The sequence below is a fragment of the Aquimarina latercula DSM 2041 genome (assembly GCF_000430645.1).
Lineage (GTDB): Bacteria > Bacteroidota > Bacteroidia > Flavobacteriales > Flavobacteriaceae > Aquimarina > Aquimarina latercula.
This window is the reverse complement of sequence record NZ_AUMK01000014.1, coordinates 62,059-79,621: the sequence shown is the minus strand read 5'-3', so window position 1 is coordinate 79,621 and position 17,563 is coordinate 62,059. Positions and strand designations below refer to the sequence as shown.

At 31.0% G+C, this 17,563-nt stretch carries 19 protein-coding genes; 2 read left to right on the top strand and 17 right to left on the bottom strand.

The features are described from left to right. Nucleotides 1-21 precede the first annotated feature (21 nt). Both H526_RS0114090 and miaA read left to right on the top strand, forming a co-directional pair. The gene (locus tag H526_RS0114090) at nt 22-858 is read left to right on the top strand and encodes an ion transporter (RefSeq protein ID WP_027393602.1); all 837 of its coding nucleotides are present in this window, start codon (nt 22-24) and stop codon (nt 856-858) included. Further along, the gene (gene miaA / locus H526_RS0114085) at nt 851-1,768 is read left to right on the top strand and encodes a tRNA (adenosine(37)-N6)-dimethylallyltransferase MiaA (protein ID WP_027393601.1); all 918 of its coding nucleotides are present in this window, start codon (nt 851-853) and stop codon (nt 1,766-1,768) included. The genes H526_RS0114090 and miaA overlap by 8 nt, the downstream gene beginning before the upstream one ends. A gap of 27 nt (nt 1,769-1,795) precedes the next feature. Here miaA and H526_RS0114080 read toward each other — a convergent pair whose 3' ends face one another. The 17 genes from H526_RS0114080 to H526_RS31810 form a co-directional block, all read right to left on the bottom strand. Next, nucleotides 1,796-2,509, bottom strand: coding sequence for a response regulator transcription factor (locus H526_RS0114080; protein WP_027393600.1), 714 nt, complete (start codon nt 2,507-2,509; stop codon nt 1,796-1,798). Nucleotides 2,510-2,512: 3 nt separating this feature from the next. After that, complete coding sequence (locus tag H526_RS0114075; RefSeq protein ID WP_027393599.1) at nt 2,513-4,081, bottom strand: sensor histidine kinase; 1,569 nt, start codon at nt 4,079-4,081, stop codon at nt 2,513-2,515. 84 nt (nt 4,082-4,165) lie between these two features. Continuing rightward, on the bottom strand, nt 4,166-4,744 hold the full coding sequence (gene coaE, locus H526_RS0114070) for a dephospho-CoA kinase (protein WP_027393598.1): 579 nt from the start codon (nt 4,742-4,744) through the stop codon (nt 4,166-4,168). A gap of 3 nt (nt 4,745-4,747) precedes the next feature. Then, nucleotides 4,748-5,710 carry a CdaR family protein gene (locus H526_RS0114065; RefSeq protein WP_027393597.1) on the bottom strand — a complete coding sequence of 321 codons (963 nt, stop codon included), beginning with the start codon at nt 5,708-5,710 and terminating at the stop codon, nt 4,748-4,750. Nucleotides 5,711-5,716: 6 nt separating this feature from the next. After that, the gene (locus tag H526_RS0114060; protein ID WP_027393596.1) at nt 5,717-6,721 is read right to left on the bottom strand and encodes a glycosyltransferase family 2 protein; all 1,005 of its coding nucleotides are present in this window, start codon (nt 6,719-6,721) and stop codon (nt 5,717-5,719) included. A gap of 137 nt (nt 6,722-6,858) precedes the next feature. After that, nucleotides 6,859-7,677: an enoyl-ACP reductase FabI gene (locus H526_RS0114055; protein WP_027393595.1), complete on the bottom strand. Its 819-nt coding sequence runs from the start codon at nt 7,675-7,677 to the stop codon at nt 6,859-6,861. An 83-nt stretch (nt 7,678-7,760) separates the two neighbouring features. Beyond that, nucleotides 7,761-9,416 carry a DNA repair protein RecN gene (gene recN / locus H526_RS0114050; protein WP_027393594.1) on the bottom strand — a complete coding sequence of 552 codons (1,656 nt, stop codon included), beginning with the start codon at nt 9,414-9,416 and terminating at the stop codon, nt 7,761-7,763. A gap of 82 nt (nt 9,417-9,498) precedes the next feature. Next, nucleotides 9,499-10,386, bottom strand: coding sequence for a type IX secretion system protein PorD (gene porD, locus H526_RS0114045; RefSeq protein WP_027393593.1), 888 nt, complete (start codon nt 10,384-10,386; stop codon nt 9,499-9,501). Beyond that, nucleotides 10,379-11,593 (bottom strand): bifunctional phosphopantothenoylcysteine decarboxylase/phosphopantothenate--cysteine ligase CoaBC, encoded by a 1,215-nt coding sequence (gene coaBC / locus H526_RS0114040; RefSeq protein WP_035085621.1) that lies wholly within the window; start codon nt 11,591-11,593, stop codon nt 10,379-10,381. The genes porD and coaBC overlap by 8 nt, the downstream gene beginning before the upstream one ends. A gap of 2 nt (nt 11,594-11,595) precedes the next feature. Next, on the bottom strand, nt 11,596-11,928 hold the full coding sequence (locus H526_RS0114035) for a DNA-directed RNA polymerase subunit omega (protein ID WP_027393591.1): 333 nt from the start codon (nt 11,926-11,928) through the stop codon (nt 11,596-11,598). A gap of 15 nt (nt 11,929-11,943) precedes the next feature. Beyond that, a complete protein-coding gene (locus H526_RS0114030; RefSeq protein ID WP_027393590.1) occupies nt 11,944-12,735 on the bottom strand; it encodes an outer membrane protein assembly factor BamD in 792 nt (263 codons plus the stop codon). Between the two features lie 135 nt (nt 12,736-12,870). Continuing rightward, nucleotides 12,871-13,788 (bottom strand): ion channel, encoded by a 918-nt coding sequence (locus H526_RS0114025; protein WP_027393589.1) that lies wholly within the window; start codon nt 13,786-13,788, stop codon nt 12,871-12,873. A 9-nt stretch (nt 13,789-13,797) separates the two neighbouring features. Beyond that, complete coding sequence (gene dapA / locus H526_RS0114020) at nt 13,798-14,673, bottom strand: 4-hydroxy-tetrahydrodipicolinate synthase (RefSeq protein ID WP_027393588.1); 876 nt, start codon at nt 14,671-14,673, stop codon at nt 13,798-13,800. Between the two features lies 1 nt (nt 14,674). Continuing rightward, on the bottom strand, nt 14,675-15,199 hold the full coding sequence (locus tag H526_RS0114015) for a DUF6913 domain-containing protein (protein WP_233557616.1): 525 nt from the start codon (nt 15,197-15,199) through the stop codon (nt 14,675-14,677). A gap of 155 nt (nt 15,200-15,354) precedes the next feature. Next, entirely contained in the window at nt 15,355-15,972 is a 618-nt protein-coding gene (locus H526_RS0114010) for a hypothetical protein (RefSeq protein WP_211237839.1), read from the bottom strand. 153 nt (nt 15,973-16,125) lie between these two features. Then, nucleotides 16,126-16,821, bottom strand: coding sequence for a hypothetical protein (locus H526_RS0114005; RefSeq protein ID WP_027393585.1), 696 nt, complete (start codon nt 16,819-16,821; stop codon nt 16,126-16,128). A gap of 19 nt (nt 16,822-16,840) precedes the next feature. After that, nucleotides 16,841-17,134 (bottom strand): hypothetical protein, encoded by a 294-nt coding sequence (locus H526_RS31810; RefSeq protein WP_155839698.1) that lies wholly within the window; start codon nt 17,132-17,134, stop codon nt 16,841-16,843. Between the last annotated feature and the right edge of the window lie 429 nt (nt 17,135-17,563).

Genomic DNA, 17,563 nt, shown 5'->3' with positions numbered 1-17,563 from the left:
CTTTAGTTAAAATTATCAATCTTGAATCAGAAAACACACACCAGAAATTGGAAAGAAAAGTTACACGAAGTCATCTATGAAGCTGATACTCCACTGGGTAAAATATTTGATGTAGTGCTGTTAATCCTAATACTTTTGAGCATTATTTTTGTGATGATGGAAAGTGTTAAAGGGTTATCCGAAAAAACTTATGAATTCTTATATTATGCAGAATGGATCATTACGATTTTTTTTACATTCGAATATATTGCGAGAATAATTTCTATAAAAAAACCTTCCAAATATATATTTAGCTTTTATGGAATTATTGATTTTTTATCAACTATACCGTTGTATTTATCCTTTTTCATTGTCGGATCGAGTGCCTTACTTACCGTAAGAGCATTAAGATTACTTCGTATATTTAGAATCCTCAAAGTCTCTAGATATGTCGGAGAATCAAATAAATTGGCTAAAGCCATTAAAGATAGTAGAGCGAAAATATTGGTGTTTTTATTTGCTGTTGTTGTTGTCTGTATCATTACAGGAACTTTGATGTACATCATAGAAGGAGAAGAAAGTGGTTTTAAAAGCATACCGATTAGTGTTTACTGGTGTATTGTAACACTAACAACGGTTGGCTATGGAGATATAGCTCCTGTTACACCCGTTGGTCAACTTCTTGCTGCGCTTATTATGATTATGGGATACGGAATTATTGCGGTGCCTACCGGTATTGTTAGTGCAGAATATTCTGCAAGTCAAAAAGCAGCTATTGTTAATATAAACTCTCAAGTTTGTTCAAATTGTAACACTAGCAAACATCAAGATGGAGCTAAATTCTGTCATAACTGCGGACATACTTTATTCAATGACTAATACTCTGATTGTAGTTGTAGGTCCTACTGCCATAGGAAAAACTAGCTTAAGCATTAAACTAGCTCAAAATCTTGATTGCGAAATTGTTTCTGCAGATAGTAGACAGTTTTATAAAGAAATGTGTATTGGTACAGCAGTTCCTAGTTCCGAAGAACTGCAACAAGCAAAGCATCATTTTATACAACATAAAAGTATACACGAAAATTACTCTGTTGGAGATTTTGAGAAAGAAGCTTTAGAAAAATTAACGGAACTCTTCAAAGAAAATAAATATGCCATTTTAGTAGGAGGTTCTGGATTGTATGTAGATGCAGTTACTAAGGGGCTAGATAGTTTTCCTAAAGTATCGGGAGCTATTAGAGAAGCTTTAAAGGAACAATATCATAAAGAAGGAATCGAAAGTTTACAACAAAAACTAAAGCAGCTAGATCCTTTCTATTATGAAAAGGTTGATATCCATAATACACATCGTGTAATGAGAGCGTTAGAAATTTGTATTAGTAGTGGAAAACCTTATTCTTCTTTCATCACCAAAACACCAAAAAAACGATCTTTTAATATTATTAAAATTGGTATTACTGCAGAAAGGCAAATCATATACAACAGAATAAATGAAAGAGTTGATATAATGATTAATGAAGGTCTACTAGAAGAAGTGAAAAGTTTGTATCCCGATAAATCCTTAAATGCACTAAATACAGTGGGCTATAAAGAAATATTTGAATATATGAATGGTAAATCTGATTTAGATTTTGCTATTTCTGAAATCAAAAAAAATACCAGACGTTTTGCTAAGAGGCAACTTACCTGGTTTAAAAAAGATGAGAAAATAGTATGGTTTGATTATCTATATAATCTTGATAACATATTATCATATATCAAAAAAGTCGCTACTGAGCTTGGCTTGTAGCGACTTTTAATATATTATTACCGTTATCTACGACTCATCACTACGTACAACAAGTCTGAATCCTTCTCCATGGATATTCAAAATTTCCACATTTTCATCCTTCTTTAAATATTTTCTAAGTTTAGCGATATACACATCCATACTTCGAGACGTAAAGTAATTATCATCTCTCCATATCTTTGTAAGGGCTAGTTCTCTTGGCATCAAATCATTAAGATGTAATGCTAGCAAACGTAATAATTCATTCTCTTTAGGAGATAGTTTTATAGGATCTTCTTCTCTAAAAGTCAAAAATCTTAATTTTGAGTTTAGATGAAATCCACCAATTTTAAATTCAAATTGCTTACTATCAGCAACCGACTCAGTGCTTTTGCGCTGCATGATTGCCTGTATCTTCATTAACAAGACTTCGCTATCAAATGGCTTATTTAAATAATCATCTGCTCCAACTTTATATCCTTTTAAAACATCTTCTTTCATAGCTTTTGCTGTTAAGAAAATGATAGGAACTTCTTCATTTTTATCTCTTATCTCTTTTGCTAGTGTAAAACCGTCCTTATAAGGCATCATTACATCCAGGATACACATATCATAATCATCCTTTTTGAATTTTTCGAAGCCTTCCATACCATTTTTAGCATGTACGACATCATAATCATTCATAACAAGGTAATCCTTTAGTACTGTTCCAAAATTAGGATCATCTTCTACAAGCAAAATCTTTTTGTTTTCTGTTTCCATATTTTAAGATATTAACGGTAATTTAGTTATAAATGTGGAGCCTTTTCCCCGTTCGCTCTCCACCCATATTTGACCGTGATGGTCATCTATAATTCGTTTTACATAGGTTAATCCAAGTCCGTGACCCTTTACATTATGCAGATCACCAGTATGCTCTCGAAAGAACTTCTCAAAGATTTTTTTCTGAGCCACTTTACTCATACCAACTCCTTGATCACGTATCTTAAGCACTATACTATTCTTCACATTTTCTGTATAGATATCAATTTTAGGTGCTCCTTCGGAATACTTAATTGCATTATCTAAAACATTTACTACTACATTAGTCATATGACTATCATTGGCTAAAATAGAAGATTTCAATGCTCCTAAATGTGTTTTTATATACCCTTCTCTATTCTCGACAATTAAAGACACATGTGTTATTCCATCTTCAATAATATCGTGTAATTCGAGTGGTTCTTTCTTTATATTTAATTCATTTTTTTCCAACTGCGATATTCGTAAGACATTCTCAACCTGTGTTAACATTCTCTTATTCTCTTCGCGAATCATCGTCATATATCGCTTACGTTTATCTTCATCATTTGCAATTTTGGGGTTTTTAATTGCATCTAACGCCAGATTAATAGTCGCTATGGGCGTTTTAAGCTCATGAGTCATATTATTTATAAAATCTGTCTTTATCTGCGATATCTGTCTTTGTTGTAATAATTGAGATAAAGCACTCGAATACGCTACCACAATAACCAACGTAAAAATAATTGACAAAATCGCCATCCCTTTTATAGTCGATAATATATATCTATTCTTACCTGTAAAGTTCACATATAACTGATACAAGCTAGAACCATCTTCATTATTTACAAACAAAGGCACTGCAAAAGTGTTCCCATCACTTTCATTCGCACTAAAATCATCAGAACGTACTCTCGTAGCTAATGCATTACTATAAATTGCATATTCGAAATCTACTTTCATATCTCGTTCTGCTAATTCCTTTTTAAGTAATCTTCTTACTTCTTCTTTTTTCACTCTTCGATGAATAGGGATAAAGTTTGCTAACTGATCTATTACAATTTCATAATCTCTTCTCTGTAGATCTGTAAGCGTACTCAACCTATCTAACTTAGACTTGGATCTATATCTTTTCTGATAATTTTCTTTCTCATTATCTATCAATTCAGCATTCCTATTCAATATATCTTTAAGCCTTACCGTATCTATATTAAAGTCTATAAATGACGAAAACAATTTAGAATCTTCTTCTAAAACGCCATCACCAAAAGCAAACGATCCTTTATCAAAACCTATGTTTAAGAGCTGTTGAATTGTTTTGTTATCCGGTTGTTTGATACTATCTAATATCTCTTGTAAGGGATAATACATTTCTTCAAACTCACGATACTCAATTTTATTAGAAACAGAAATCAATATTTGCTTAGCATTAAAAGAAAATTGTTCTCTATTATTCTCTACTGTATTCTGTATCCAATATCCCTGAACAAAAATAATCCCAATTAAAGACAAACTCATCAATAGGATCAGCAATGCGAATAACCTTTTATTCATAGGTCAAAAGTAAGACTTTAACATTTAGCTACTTTAGGGTTTAACCAAATGTTAACAAAATGAAAGATTAAGAAAATAACACAATTAAAGGATAACTTTATTATGGATTTTTTTAACTTGAAGCCATGTTTCTTCTAATTTCGTATTAATTATAACGAAATCTGCCAATGGAATCTTTTTTGAATCCTCCCATTGATTTTTAAGTCGTGCAAGAACCTGCGATTTTGTAGTATTATCCCGCTTTAAAACTCTCTGTATTCTGGTTTCTTTAGGAGCAGTTATCAGAATTGTGTAATCACATTGCTTGTATCCACCATTTTCAAATAATATAGCTGCTTCTTTTATAACATACTCGGATTTCTGCTCATTTTTCCATTTAATAAAATGATCAGCAACAGCTGGATGCACTATACTGTTCAGTTGTTTTAGGAGTTCCTTATCATTAAAAACTTTATCAGCAATAAATGGTCTATTTAATTTCCCATCGATATAAGATTTCTCTCCCAATAATTTTACTATGTGATTCTTAACCCCCAAATCTTCATTCATCAATTTTTTAGCCTCATCATCAGCTATATAAACCGAAACCCCAAGCTCGGCAAACATTTTTGCCACCGTAGATTTCCCACTTCCTATTCCTCCCGTAAGACCAACTACTTTCATACATTAATTTAAAATAACAAATTGTACTTGTTTATCTTGTAAACGAACATCATGAATAGATGTTGGCATATCTACCAATTCTAGAATTAAAAATGGACTATCGGCAGATACCTTATTATAATCAGCTATAACCCTGAAATCTCTTAAACTAATCTCATTGTATTTATCCAAACCAACTCTATAAACTACTTTTACTTCTTTAGGAAAGATCTTCACCTCTTTATCTTCAGGTATATTCATTAATGTTATAGGTATCTCTTGGCTTCCTTCCGTAAACTTACTTACCAAAATATTAGCTTCTATTTCCTTTGGAACAACACCAATTCTAGAAGGTAAACTGTCTGTTTTAATGGACAATGTAGTATTATAATCAGTATTTAAACCTTCTAACTCTAAATTCTCCGTTACTACATAACTTATAGTATCTATTATTCTTTTTGGACCACTAATAGTTATTGAATCAGGAGAGAGAACAACTCCTTTATCACTTCCATATCCTGGTGCATATAAAAGTTTCTTGGATATTCGTATAGGAATTTTCTTTTCTAGGTTAATATCTAGCTTAACTTTTAAAGTATCTTTTTGCACAGAAAGTATTCTTCCTTTAAAATTTAATTTATTCTTTAAAGACTGATTTGCTTTATCTACATAAAAATAATAATCATTACTACTTTCCGTTTCTACGGCACTTGTAATATCTAATTCTAATCTAGGTTTACTCCATGTATGATTAATTAACCTAAAACCATTTCCATTTAAAGTAAGTTTTAATGTTTGGTCACTATCTTCATGTAGAATTCTATCATTTGGAATATTTGTGTATTCGATATCAACCTCTACTTCTTGTGTGTAATTTTTAGAAAATTGTATAAAAAGCCATAAAATAGAGGTAAATGCCAAAAAAAACAGGAATGTTTTGACATTATTTCTTTTTAAAGAAAATCTATTCAATTTGGTCTTAGGCATAGGTGATTACTTTAAAAAAAACAACTTCTTAAATTTTTGTTCAGGATTTTTTTTGAGCAGATGAATATAATAATAAGATTTCAAGAAACCTTTTCCATAACCATAAAATTGAACCCAAACAGCCATAACTGATTGAATTCCTATAGAAAGACTGCGGTAATTAATAGTGGCATTTATAAAAATAATTACAAAATATAGTATCCAGAATGCAATGAAATACCAGAATCCTAACAAAGCTGTAATCATAGCAAATATGGTATACAAAACAAATAACGTAGGAAACCAATAGGTAATTTTAGAAGTCTCAGGATGCCATAAATTTAAAATTGGACGTACTAATCCAAATTTATTGACCTGTATATAAAATTTGTTCCAAGAGATTCTTCTTTTATGAAATACCTTAGCGTCTGGTATCAATGCCGTATCGTACCCCAATTTCCAAAGTCTAATTGTAAGATCTGGGTCTTCTCCAGGATGGATATTACCAAAACCTTCTGAAGCTTCAAAAGCTTCTTTAGATATCCCCATATTAAAACTTCTGGGCTGAAACTTACCCAACGTATTTTTCCTACCTCTTATACCTCCTGTAGTCAGATAAGAAGTCATACTAAAACTTATTGCTTTCTGTAAATTCGAGAAGTTTTTATGGGCATCATCAGGACCACCAAAACAATGCACAAAATTTGTAGACAAAAAATCTTTTACTTTACGTAAATAATTCTTTGGTAAAATCACATCACTATCCAAAATAAGGAAGTAATTTCCTTTAGCTTTTCTCATCCCAAAATTGCGAGAATCACCAGGCCCCGTATTATTTTTTTGGTAATAACTAATTTGCAATTGACTGTCATAAGACTTAATTACCTCCTCTGATGTCTCCGACGAACCATCTTCTATAATTACTACCTCATAAGCTTGATCGTATTCTAATTCGATCATGCTACTTAACAACTCGTCTATTTCATTAGGCCTATTATATACAGGTATAACAAAAGAAAAAGAAATATTCATTAGGCAAAGGTAAGTAAACAAAACATCCTATGTAATATAGAAATTAGGATTTTGATCTATCAAGGATAATACTAAAATTAAAAAAGCTTAATCCATAATGAATCAAGCTTTTTGTTATATTTAAACGTAAATCAATACTATTCTTCGTCGACAAATTTTTCCATCACCATCTGACTCACTCCCATGTTAGAAAACCCTCCATCGTGATATAGATTTTGTAATGTTACCTTTTTTGTTAAATCAGAAAACAACGTAATTGTATAATCTGCACATTCATCCGCTGATGCGTTACCTAGGGGAGACATTTTATCGGCGTATTCAATAAAACCATCAAATCCTTTTACTCCTTTTCCTGCTGTAGTAGGCGTTGGTGATTGTGAAATTGTATTCACTCTAACCTTTTTATCTCTACCAAAGAAATAACCAAAACTACGAGCTATCGATTCTAGATACGCTTTATTATCAGCCATATCATTATAATCAGGAAAAACTCGCTGAGCAGCCATATACGTAAGAGCTACGATACTACCCCACTCATTCATTGCTTCTTTCTTGTACAATGTTTGCATTGTTTTATGAAACGATAATGCAGATACATCCCATCCTTTTTCACTCCAATCATAATTTAGATCCGTATAGTGACGTCCTTTTCTAACATTAACTGACATCCCGATAGAGTGTAAAACAAAATCCAATTTTCCTCCTAAAATCTCCACTGATTTCTCCACAAGATTTTCTAAATCTTCTAACGATGTTGCATCTGCAGGTATAATTTGAGAATTTGTTTTCTCTGCAAGGTCCTTGATAGCTCCCATACGCATCGCAACTGGAGCATTTGTTAGCACAAAAGTTCCTCCTTCTTCAAAAACACGTTCTGCTGTTTTCCAAGCGATTGAATTTTCATCAAGTGCGCCAAAAATTATCCCTCTTTTACCTTTTAATAAATTGTAAGACATTTAATACTCAATTATAAAATGATTTATGAATGGTAAAGATAACAAAACGCCCTAAACCTAAACCATACTCTATAAACTTTAGTTTAATTATTTAACAATGATTTGGCATGTGTTAAAGCAGAATCAGAAATGTCCTTACCACCTATCATTTCAGCAATTTCACGGATTCTATCTTCTTCATTTAATAATCTAAGTCTAGTGACTGTAGTATCATTTACATCTTCCTTGTAGACTTTATATTGACTCTGTCCATTTGCCGCAATTTGAGGTAAATGAGTAATACTAAACACTTGAAGATTTTTACTCATAGCCATCATCAAATCCGCCATTTTATGTGCAATTTCTCCTGAAACACCAGTATCTATCTCATCAAAAATTATTGTCGGTAATTGCGTATATCTAGAGAGTATTGCTTTAATAGCTATCATAATCCTAGATAATTCTCCTCCAGAAGCAACTTTCTTTAACTCTCCATATACACCTCCTTTATTGGCAGAAAATAGAAACTCTAAAACTTCTTTTCCATTAGAGAAGTATTTTTCTTGTAAGGTTAAAGCTGTTTTAAAAGTGGCATTGGGCATTCCCAACGCACTTAAAATACCTTCTAATTCAGATATTAGTTTTGGTAACGCTTTTATTCTTTTATTATGAATTCTAACTGCGAGCTCGTCTAACTGTTTTTGTGTAGTTGTTATATCTTTTCTAATATTTTCTATAGTCTCAGAAAGCGATTCTGTTTTAGCTACTTTTTCCTGTAAGTTTTCTTTTATTACAATCAATTCTTCAATGGAGGATACAGTGTGTTTCGTTTGAAGGTTATGAATAATTTGTAATCGTTGACTCAGTTCTTCTAATTGCACAGGATCTGCATCTAAACCTTCAAGTTCATTCTGCAAAGAATCATGTATATCTTCTAATTCGATAGAAACACTTTGAATCCTATCCGATAACTCTTTTAAAGTCCCAGAATACTGGGCCACTTTAGAAAGACTTGCTTTTATTGTATTTAGAAGGTCAGAAACCCCAACTTCTTCCGAAGAAACTAATGAAACAGAAGAAGACAGTCGCTCTTGTATCTCTTCGATATTATTTAACGTCTCATAGCGCTCTTCTAACTCAGCCAGCTCTCCTGGTTTAAGCTTTGCTTCTTCTAATTCGTTCAGTAAAAAAGAATTGTAATCGTGTTCTTTTGTTAGCTCCTGCTGACTCTCTATTAATGCTTTTTCTTCTTTTTCTTTAATTTTTAATAAAGATAAGCCACGTTTATAAGATTCTATTTCTCTACCACAATCTGATAAAGCATCCAGTACTTCAAACTGAAAATCATTGGTAGTAACTTCTAAGGTTTGATGCTGACTATGAATATCAATTAATCGGACCCCTAACTTATTTAAAGAATTTAAAGTAACTGGTGTATCATTAATAAAAGCTCTTGATTTACCAGACGGCAGAATCTCTCTTCTTATAATAGTTTCTGATTCATAATCTAAATCTTCTTCTTCGAAAAACGTTTTAAGTTTATACTTTTCTATATCGAAAACACCTTCGATACTGCATTTTACGGAATTATCTTTGACACTTGATAGATCGGCTCTTTTCCCTAACAAAAGCCCTAAGGCACCTAAAAGTAAAGACTTACCTGCTCCGGTTTCTCCAGTAATTGTAATTAAACCGGCATCAAAAGAAACCTGTAGTTGTTCAATTAAAGCGAAGTTTTTTATTGAAAGACTTCTTAACAAAGGATAGTAATATTTTTATTATTTATTAAAGAAAGTAAAGATACTATAGTTTTAAAAAGATTTCAATTTCAAGAAGAAAAACTTATAATTTTATCTCTGCCCAGTTAGTAGCATAGGTTGGTGCTATTCTACTTAGTATCGACATAGTCTCTGCAATATTCATTGAAGGTCCTCCAGAAAGGATTTTTGAAACCTCATCCGCTTTTGCATCAAAAAACACTCTCATTATATATGAATTAGGCCTGGTTCTATGTAGTCCTTCGAGAGTTTTCATTGATTCTAAAATAGACTCTTTACCTTTCTTAAGATCATTACTCATAATATCCAGTCCTTCTCTGTGATAAGAATATAACGCAGTTCTATATCCATCAAAAGTACCAGATAATAAATCATCATTTAATCTAAATCTAGTTTGGGGACCATCTTGACCGTTCCAACCAACTGTATTACCTCCTTGAGCGTTCCCTACTATATTTTTAGCTTCTTGATAATATGCAGTTCCAGAATTTAATTCGAAAGAATCCGCATCAACTCCCAATATGGTATACAAATAAAAAGCAACTACAGAAATAAGGTTTGATTCAAAATTGTTAGGATTATAATTTAAAGGCTGGAACTCTAAGTACTGAAAATTAAACTGTTTATCATTAATATTCAATATAGTAGTCTTATAATTAGAACCATATATAGGTCTAGAAGCTTGAACTTGCACCGTAGCATTAAAACTATCATTGCTATTTCCATTAATGGTAATAAAGAAACTGCAATCTATTCGTTCTTCAGTTCGATAATCTAACTCAGTCCATTTTGTATTATTAATAAACTCTGTAACCGATCTTTCTAATGTCTTATAAACTTGTAAATTTGGATTTCCTGTTTGTTCTGCATTTACCACCACTGTGGCATTAAACTCTTGAGCATTAACTATAATACCAAATAACAGTATAACAAATGGAAAAATTTTACGCATTACGTTGTTCATTAATTTCATTAAAAATATCCTGTGCAACCTCAGTCTTGGTCTTTAATTCAAACGCTTTAATTTCTAATTTATGATTAATCAGTGTTACTTTATTTGTTTGCCCTTTAAAACCTGCACCTTTATCATTAAGAGAATTAAGTACAATTAGATCCAAGTTCTTCTTCTCTAGTTTGCCTTTTGCATTTTGTTCTTCATTCTCTGTTTCTAATGCAAAACCAACTAAAAATTGATCTTTTTTCACAGAACCCATCCATTTAAGGATATCAGTAGTGCGCTCTAATTCAATGGAAAAGCTAGTATCGGATTTTTTTATTTTTTGATCAGAAACATTCTTTGGTCTGTAATCTGCAACCGCCGCAGAAGCTATAGCTATATTGCAATTTTCAAATTCTTTAGTTACCGCTTCATACATAGAAGCTGCACTTACAACAGGTATTACATTTATAAAGTCGTGAGAAACCTTAAGTGAAGAAGGCCCCAATATTAATGACACCTCTGCTCCTAGATTAGCCGCTGTTGTCGCTAACTCTATCCCCATACGTCCACTAGAATGATTTCCTATAAAACGAACTGGATCGATAGCCTCATATGTTGGGCCTGCTGTAATTAAAACTTTTTGCCCTTTTAAAGGTAATTTTCCTAAAATATCCTCTTCTATAAAACGAACTATGGTCGCAGGCTCTGCCATTCTACCTTGTCCTACTAATCCACTTGCTAGCTCTCCTGATTCTGCTGGAATCATGATATTACCGAAAGACTGAAGCTTTTTGAAGGTTTCGTGTGTTGATGGATGATTGTACATATCTAAATCCATTGCCGGAGCAAAATACACAGGGCATTTTGCAGATAGATAAGTTGCCAAAAGTAGATTATTACTACTACCAGTTGACATCTTAGATAAAGTATTAGCTGTGGCTGGTGCTATAAGCATGATATCCGCCCATAACCCCAACTCTACATGGTTATTCCATTCTGCGTTCTCATCTTCTTCATCATAAAAGGATGAATGCACTGGATTCTTAGATAATGTAGAAAGTGTAAGTGGCGTTACGAAATCTTTTGCTGCAGGAGTCATTACAACCTTTACTTGTGCGCCTGATTTAATAAAAAGACGCACCAATGAAGCTGTTTTATATGCAGCAATACCAGCGGTAACACCTATAAGAATTTTTTTACCGCCTAATATTGATGACATACTTATAACGATTCAGAATCTGTCTTTGTATTTCTGAAGTATATTTTACCATCTAACCATTCTTGCGCTGCAAGAGAATGTGGCTTAGGTAATCTTTCATAGAATTTAGAAACTTCTATCTGTTCTTTGTTTTCAAAGATTTCTTCTAAACTGTCATTGTAAGTAGCAAACTCATCTAACTTTTCTAAAAGCTCTTTTTTTATATCAGTATTAATTTGATTGGCTCTTTTAGATATTACAGAAATTGCCTCATAAATATTACCTGTAGGCTGATCTACTAAATTCTTATCAATTGTAGTAGTATTAACAGGCGCATTACTTTTTTTCAAATCCATCTTCTCCTAAATTTTCTATTTATATTGTTCTAATCTTGTCTTGATATCTTCTGATATTTCTTCTGCATCCGCAGTAAACTCTCCTTCTTTATAATACTTTTTATAATTATTATAAAAACCATTAGCAACTTCAAGTCGTTCTTTTACAAGTACATCATAACTCCCAATTGCAAGTAAATATTGAGATTCTAGCTTGTAATATAATGCTTTTTCTCTAAAAGTAGAACCAGGATAATCTATTAAATAGTTATCAAAGGCATTAATAGCTACTTTATAATTCTCTCTATGATGATAGCGTTTTGCTATTTCAAAAGCTTTTTTCTCCTTTTTATTTCTTAATTCTGCAACTAAGCTATTAGCTTCCTCAAGATTTTCACTATCCGGAAAAGCATTTATATATGTTTGTAATTTTTCTAAAGCTTCATCTGTTTCCGTCTGATCCAAACTATATCTTGGAGAAAGGTAATAATAGCTTTTTGCTCCTTTATAAGAAGCCTCTTCTCTTTTATCACTATTAGGATACGACTTAGCAAATCTTTCAAACTGATAACCTGCAAGATAGTAGTCTTCCAAATTATAATACGTATCAGAATAATAATACATCACTCTTTCTGCTTGTGGTTTTCCTCTAAACTGAGGTACAATCTGTTCAAAAAGTCGTAATGCTTTTTTATACTTCCCTTCTTTATATAACTCTTCTGCTAATTTATATTTAGGTCCAACTTCTTCTGCTTTGAGCACTCTTTGATACTCACTACAGGAACCAAAAGCTATCACTAAAATCAGCAAAAACAAAAATTTCTTCATATCTTAAAAAACATCTGGCAAAAATAGATATTTCTGCCGTATTACAAAAACTTTAATTCATCTATTAAAGAACTAAAAAAAGACGGGGTTGTTGCAAAAGAAAAAAGAAAAAAAGAACCTTACTTAATTTGTTCATTACAAGGTTTTTGTTTCTCCTATTTTATCATGATCTAAAACAGTAAAGCCCTCTTCATCATAATGAAAAGCTGGGATAAAAGCTTTGTCAATATTTAAATTGTGTAACATATAAGAATGCACTTGATGTACTTCTTGAGCAAAAGACTCATCATAATACGTAACTAATATTAAAATTTCTCCGTGTAATTGAGGTAATTCTTCTTTTTTAAATTCTGATAAAGGACTCGATTCATTAATTGGATGAACTACTGTCCAAGTTGTTGGTAAATATGTAATTTCATTTCTTTCTAATTTTAAATTGTAAAAGTTATTTACATATTTATCATTTTCGGTTTTTTGAGATAACGCCAATGTAACCTCAACTTTTGGACGAATCATAACATTTGTACTCCTGCTCATTAATCTAAACATAATACTATTGACATTATTATGTTCTCTTAAAACCATAATATCGCTAAACCTAATACTTGATTTAGGCTTAGAAAATCTTCCATACAACAACCCAGTAATAAAAGAAAAACTTAACAACCCTATCAAAGCCTCAATCGAAGAAATAACACCAAAAACTACTCCTTTTGGAGCCATTGCTCCGTACCCTACAGTAGTTACAGTCTGAGCAGAAAAAAAGAAGGCTTTCATAAAATCTCCTATAATACTTCCGGTTGGAACTGTTATCGCAGAGATTCCAACTAATACATATATAATAGCGAATACTGAATTTATAAACACATAGCCTAAAAACACCCAACAAAAGAATTTAAACCAAGATATACTTATCAAGTAATTATAACTCCTAGAAATGGATGTACGTCTATTGAGATGTTTTATATTAAAAGAACCATCTTTATTAATAAATCGTTTCGCTCTTTTATTAGACGAAAGACCAATACCAGGATCTTTTATTTTCTTGGCCATAAAAGCTTATTAATTATTCTTTATATAATCATCTATTCTATCTGCTAAATTTTTAGAGACCGGAATTAAAGGCAGACGCAAATGATCATCACAAACCCCTTTGTTCTTTAAAATATTCTTGATTCCAGCAGGGTTACCTTCTTCAAAAGCATAATCTAACACTGGTAATAATTTATATAAGATTTCAAAAGCTTGTTGTGTATCTCCAGAAAGTCCCAAACGGATCATTTCTGAAAACTCTTCTGGAAACCCTTGACCAATTACACTAATAACTCCATCTCCACCAGCAGTAACTGCTGGTAATGCTAAAGCATCATCCCCAGAAATAACAAGAAAATCCTTTGGACGATCCTTTAAAATCTTTAACACTTGTGTAAAATCACCCGTTGCTTCTTTAATTCCAACAATTTTATCTAATTGCGCTAATTTCAAAGTCGTTTCGGCAGCCATATTGGTTCCTGTTCGGGATGGAACATTATATAATAAAACTGGCAATGGTGATTGATCATTAATAATTTTAAAATGTTGATATATACCTTCTTGAGTAGGTCTATTATACATAGGAACCACAGATAATATCGCATCAAAAGCTGACAATTCCGTGTCTTTTATTTCTTGGATAATTGACGCAGTATTATTTCCTCCTATACCAATTACTAAAGGTAATCTCTTTTTATTTACAGTAACAATATGATCTACTAAAGCCTTTTTTTCGTCCTTAGAAAGCGTAACTGATTCTGCAGTCGTACCCAATACTACCAGATACTCTACTCCACCATTAACACAAAATTCTACTAAAGATTCAACTCCATCAAAATCAATTGAACCATCATTCTTAAAAGGTGTAGCTAATGCAACACCAGTTCCTTTCAGAAAAGCACTCATATTATATAATCTGTAAAATTTTTAAATATTTTTTTAATTCGGAAATAAAGAGATTTATGTTCTGATCTGCAGAACCAATAACTAAATCATTTATGCGGTTATCAATTTCTGCAAAACCAACTTTAAACTTGGCCTTAGAAGCTGCCGCTACATAATCTAATTCTTGTTTACTTTCTGAATAAAAGTTGATCAAAACATCATATTCCTCATTTATAAAATCTTTTAAAGAATTACTTTTAACAGCTCCACCAACACCAAAACTTTTATCATTATAATAGGCTGCATCTTTATCATCAGAAATTTCTTTCTGATCTTCTTTATATCCCATTACTTTTAACCTATCAGATTTAACGCCTAATTCATTAGCTAACTTAACTAATGACAATACATTAACAGATTGAGAGGCATCAATTAAAACTGCTAAACTTTTAATACTAGAAACCTCTTTTGCTCTAGATTTTCTAGACTTGATATGAGATTCAATGCTTTTTTTTAGTGCATTACGTTTAAGACCCTTTAAAATCATTTATAAAAAAGATTAAGTGACAAATGTAGCTATTTTACATCTTAAATTCATGTAGAAGAGCATAAGAAAATTGAAAAAAACTAAATAATTTAACTTTTAGTTATATAATTAACATTAGTGATAAATCTGTTTTATTCCTCGATTCATCTAAAGGTTTAGACATCCTTTAAATAGTTATCCTCTCTATCTAGCAGTCTTGCTTCTATTAAAAATTGCAAGAAAAAATACAACCCTGCAATCTCTGCAATATTTGCTAATATTGTAAACTCCCTAGCATAATAATAAAAATGATTAATTAATAACAAAGCATTCACAAACAAACAGCAACTCGCTGATATAAAAAGTTTAAAATTGCCTTGATACCTATCTGTAATATAAATAAAGAAACAGACCCCTACAAAAAGAAGGACTGCAAAAAGAATTGCGAAGAAAGTAACAATAGAATCCATAAGAACAGGAAGCACTAATTGAGACACCGAAAAAATCAAATATGATATTAAAATAGAACTTATAATAATAGGAAAAGAAGCTAACTTCTTTAATTTAATATCAGCTAGAGAGATATAACTTCTTAATAAAAATATATTTATCAAATAAAAAGAAATGATCAACATCCCAACTACATTAAAATACTTATCAAAATCAGCATAAACTAATGTATCATTAATAGCAATAGCAATCATACTAAGGATATAAAAAACATTTACAACCTTAGTCTTAATAATATAAATAACTATAAGAGAAACTGGAACTAATGGCTTGACATATATCAAATGTATTCTTTCACAAAAAAAAGCAACCAAAATAACCACAACATAAGAAAAATAAAACAATACATATGACGGGCTAATGGGTCTCAATATTTGCAAATGTTATTTTTAGTGAATATTAATATCATTTCAAAATACTAAATATCAACAATTAAATTAAAAAAATTCTACATCATCTGGTTTCAAGTCCTCTTGCTCCACAAAAAACTTAACCAAAAAATAGTGCCCAAATAATTGTAAAACATTTGTAATAACTACAAACACATCGAGGTATACATACATTTTATTTAATATCGTCAAAATATTTACAATAAGAAAGCAAGATGCCGCTATCATTAAAGATGAACTCACTACAGTTTTACTATTTAAGTAGATATAATAACAAAAACCAATAAATAATATAAACAAAATTATAAGGATATTGAGATAAAATTGATCATCTCCAACATTTAGAGAAATCATATCTGCTACTGAGTAAACTACATAAGTAATTAAACTCATGGTAATCCCTAATTGAATGGTAAAAATTCTTTTCAGTTGTATTTTCACTTTCTTTAAACTCTTCCATAATAACATCATATTAAAACAATAATAAAATGACATCAGAACATTAATTACTCTAAAATATTTTTTGAAATCTATAACAGACAATACCTCTGATATTAAAACTATCATTAGCGCTATTAAAACTAGATATCTTATTTTTTTTGCAGCAACTAAATAAAAAAAAGACAATGAAATAACGACAAGAGTTTTGGTATAGACTAACCAAGGCTCATGAAAAATAGAAGTCAGTAATAACATAACTCCTGAAATATACAATAATCTATATGCTAATTTTATTTTATCCAACTATACTTCTTTATGCTTTCTAAAAGCCTTCAAACTCTTCAGATTTCAAATATTCATATTTTGTAATCATATAATTCACTAAAAAAACAAGAGCTAAAGGCTGACATATTAAGCGAATAACTTTTAGCTCGCTAGATTGAAGATAAAACTCATCAATCAATAAAATAAAATCACTAAATGAAAAGTTTAAAATTGCCAAAAAGAACCATAAAGACTTTTCTGATCTTATATTTATATAATGCATTGCCCCTACGATAAGCAAAACATACAACAATAATAAATGTAGAAAACCGATTAAACTTAAATCCCCCATTGGCTCTCTAACTACCGAATATGTAATAAAAAAAATTACTGTATATAATAGACTTCCTAGAACTAGCGTAAAAACATCTCTGCGATTATACTTAAAAGATTTATGATTATAGTAAAGAAAATAAAACAACATAATGTATCCAATTATACGGACAAGCATCCTGTGTTTTATTGTTCCTATTTCAGTTATTAAGTGCATTAACTCCGAAATGAAAAATAAAAATAGCACAAGAATATGCACCGGTTTTATTTTCTTACTTTCTAGTATATATTTAAATGCTATTGATACAAACAATAAAGATGTACTGGCGCTACACAACAAAGAATTCTGAAATAAGAATCCTAAAACCTGTAGCACAACCAAAAAAGAAATTATAAATTTTAGTAGTTTTCCCTCATTCATTCGATTTAGGCGGTATAAAAAAAAGGG

What these genes read in the sequence shown, in the direction of transcription:
- miaA (WP_027393601.1), top strand. Translation starts at nt 851, where the DNA reads ATGACTAATACTCTGATTGTAGTTGTAGGTCCTACTGCCATAGGAAAA.
- H526_RS0114025 (WP_027393589.1), bottom strand. Translation starts at nt 13,788, where the DNA reads ATGGCCAAGAAAATAAAAGATCCTGGTATTGGTCTTTCGTCTAATAAA.
- coaE (WP_027393598.1), bottom strand. Translation starts at nt 4,744, where the DNA reads ATGAAAGTAGTTGGTCTTACGGGAGGAATAGGAAGTGGGAAATCTACG.
- H526_RS0114055 (WP_027393595.1), bottom strand. Translation starts at nt 7,677, where the DNA reads ATGTCTTACAATTTATTAAAAGGTAAAAGAGGGATAATTTTTGGCGCA.
- dapA (WP_027393588.1), bottom strand. Translation starts at nt 14,673, where the DNA reads ATGAGTGCTTTTCTGAAAGGAACTGGTGTTGCATTAGCTACACCTTTT.
- H526_RS0114060 (WP_027393596.1), bottom strand. Translation starts at nt 6,721, where the DNA reads ATGAATATTTCTTTTTCTTTTGTTATACCTGTATATAATAGGCCTAAT.
- H526_RS0114015 (WP_233557616.1), bottom strand. Translation starts at nt 15,199, where the DNA reads ATGATTTTAAAGGGTCTTAAACGTAATGCACTAAAAAAAAGCATTGAA.
- H526_RS31810 (WP_155839698.1), bottom strand. Translation starts at nt 17,134, where the DNA reads ATGGGGGATTTAAGTTTAATCGGTTTTCTACATTTATTATTGTTGTAT.
- H526_RS0114030 (WP_027393590.1), bottom strand. Translation starts at nt 12,735, where the DNA reads ATGAAGAAATTTTTGTTTTTGCTGATTTTAGTGATAGCTTTTGGTTCC.
- coaBC (WP_035085621.1), bottom strand. Translation starts at nt 11,593, where the DNA reads ATGTCATCAATATTAGGCGGTAAAAAAATTCTTATAGGTGTTACCGCT.
- H526_RS0114080 (WP_027393600.1), bottom strand. Translation starts at nt 2,509, where the DNA reads ATGGAAACAGAAAACAAAAAGATTTTGCTTGTAGAAGATGATCCTAAT.
- H526_RS0114075 (WP_027393599.1), bottom strand. Translation starts at nt 4,081, where the DNA reads ATGAATAAAAGGTTATTCGCATTGCTGATCCTATTGATGAGTTTGTCT.
- H526_RS0114035 (WP_027393591.1), bottom strand. Translation starts at nt 11,928, where the DNA reads ATGGATTTGAAAAAAAGTAATGCGCCTGTTAATACTACTACAATTGAT.
- porD (WP_027393593.1), bottom strand. Translation starts at nt 10,386, where the DNA reads ATGCGTAAAATTTTTCCATTTGTTATACTGTTATTTGGTATTATAGTT.
- H526_RS0114065 (WP_027393597.1), bottom strand. Translation starts at nt 5,710, where the DNA reads ATGCCTAAGACCAAATTGAATAGATTTTCTTTAAAAAGAAATAATGTC.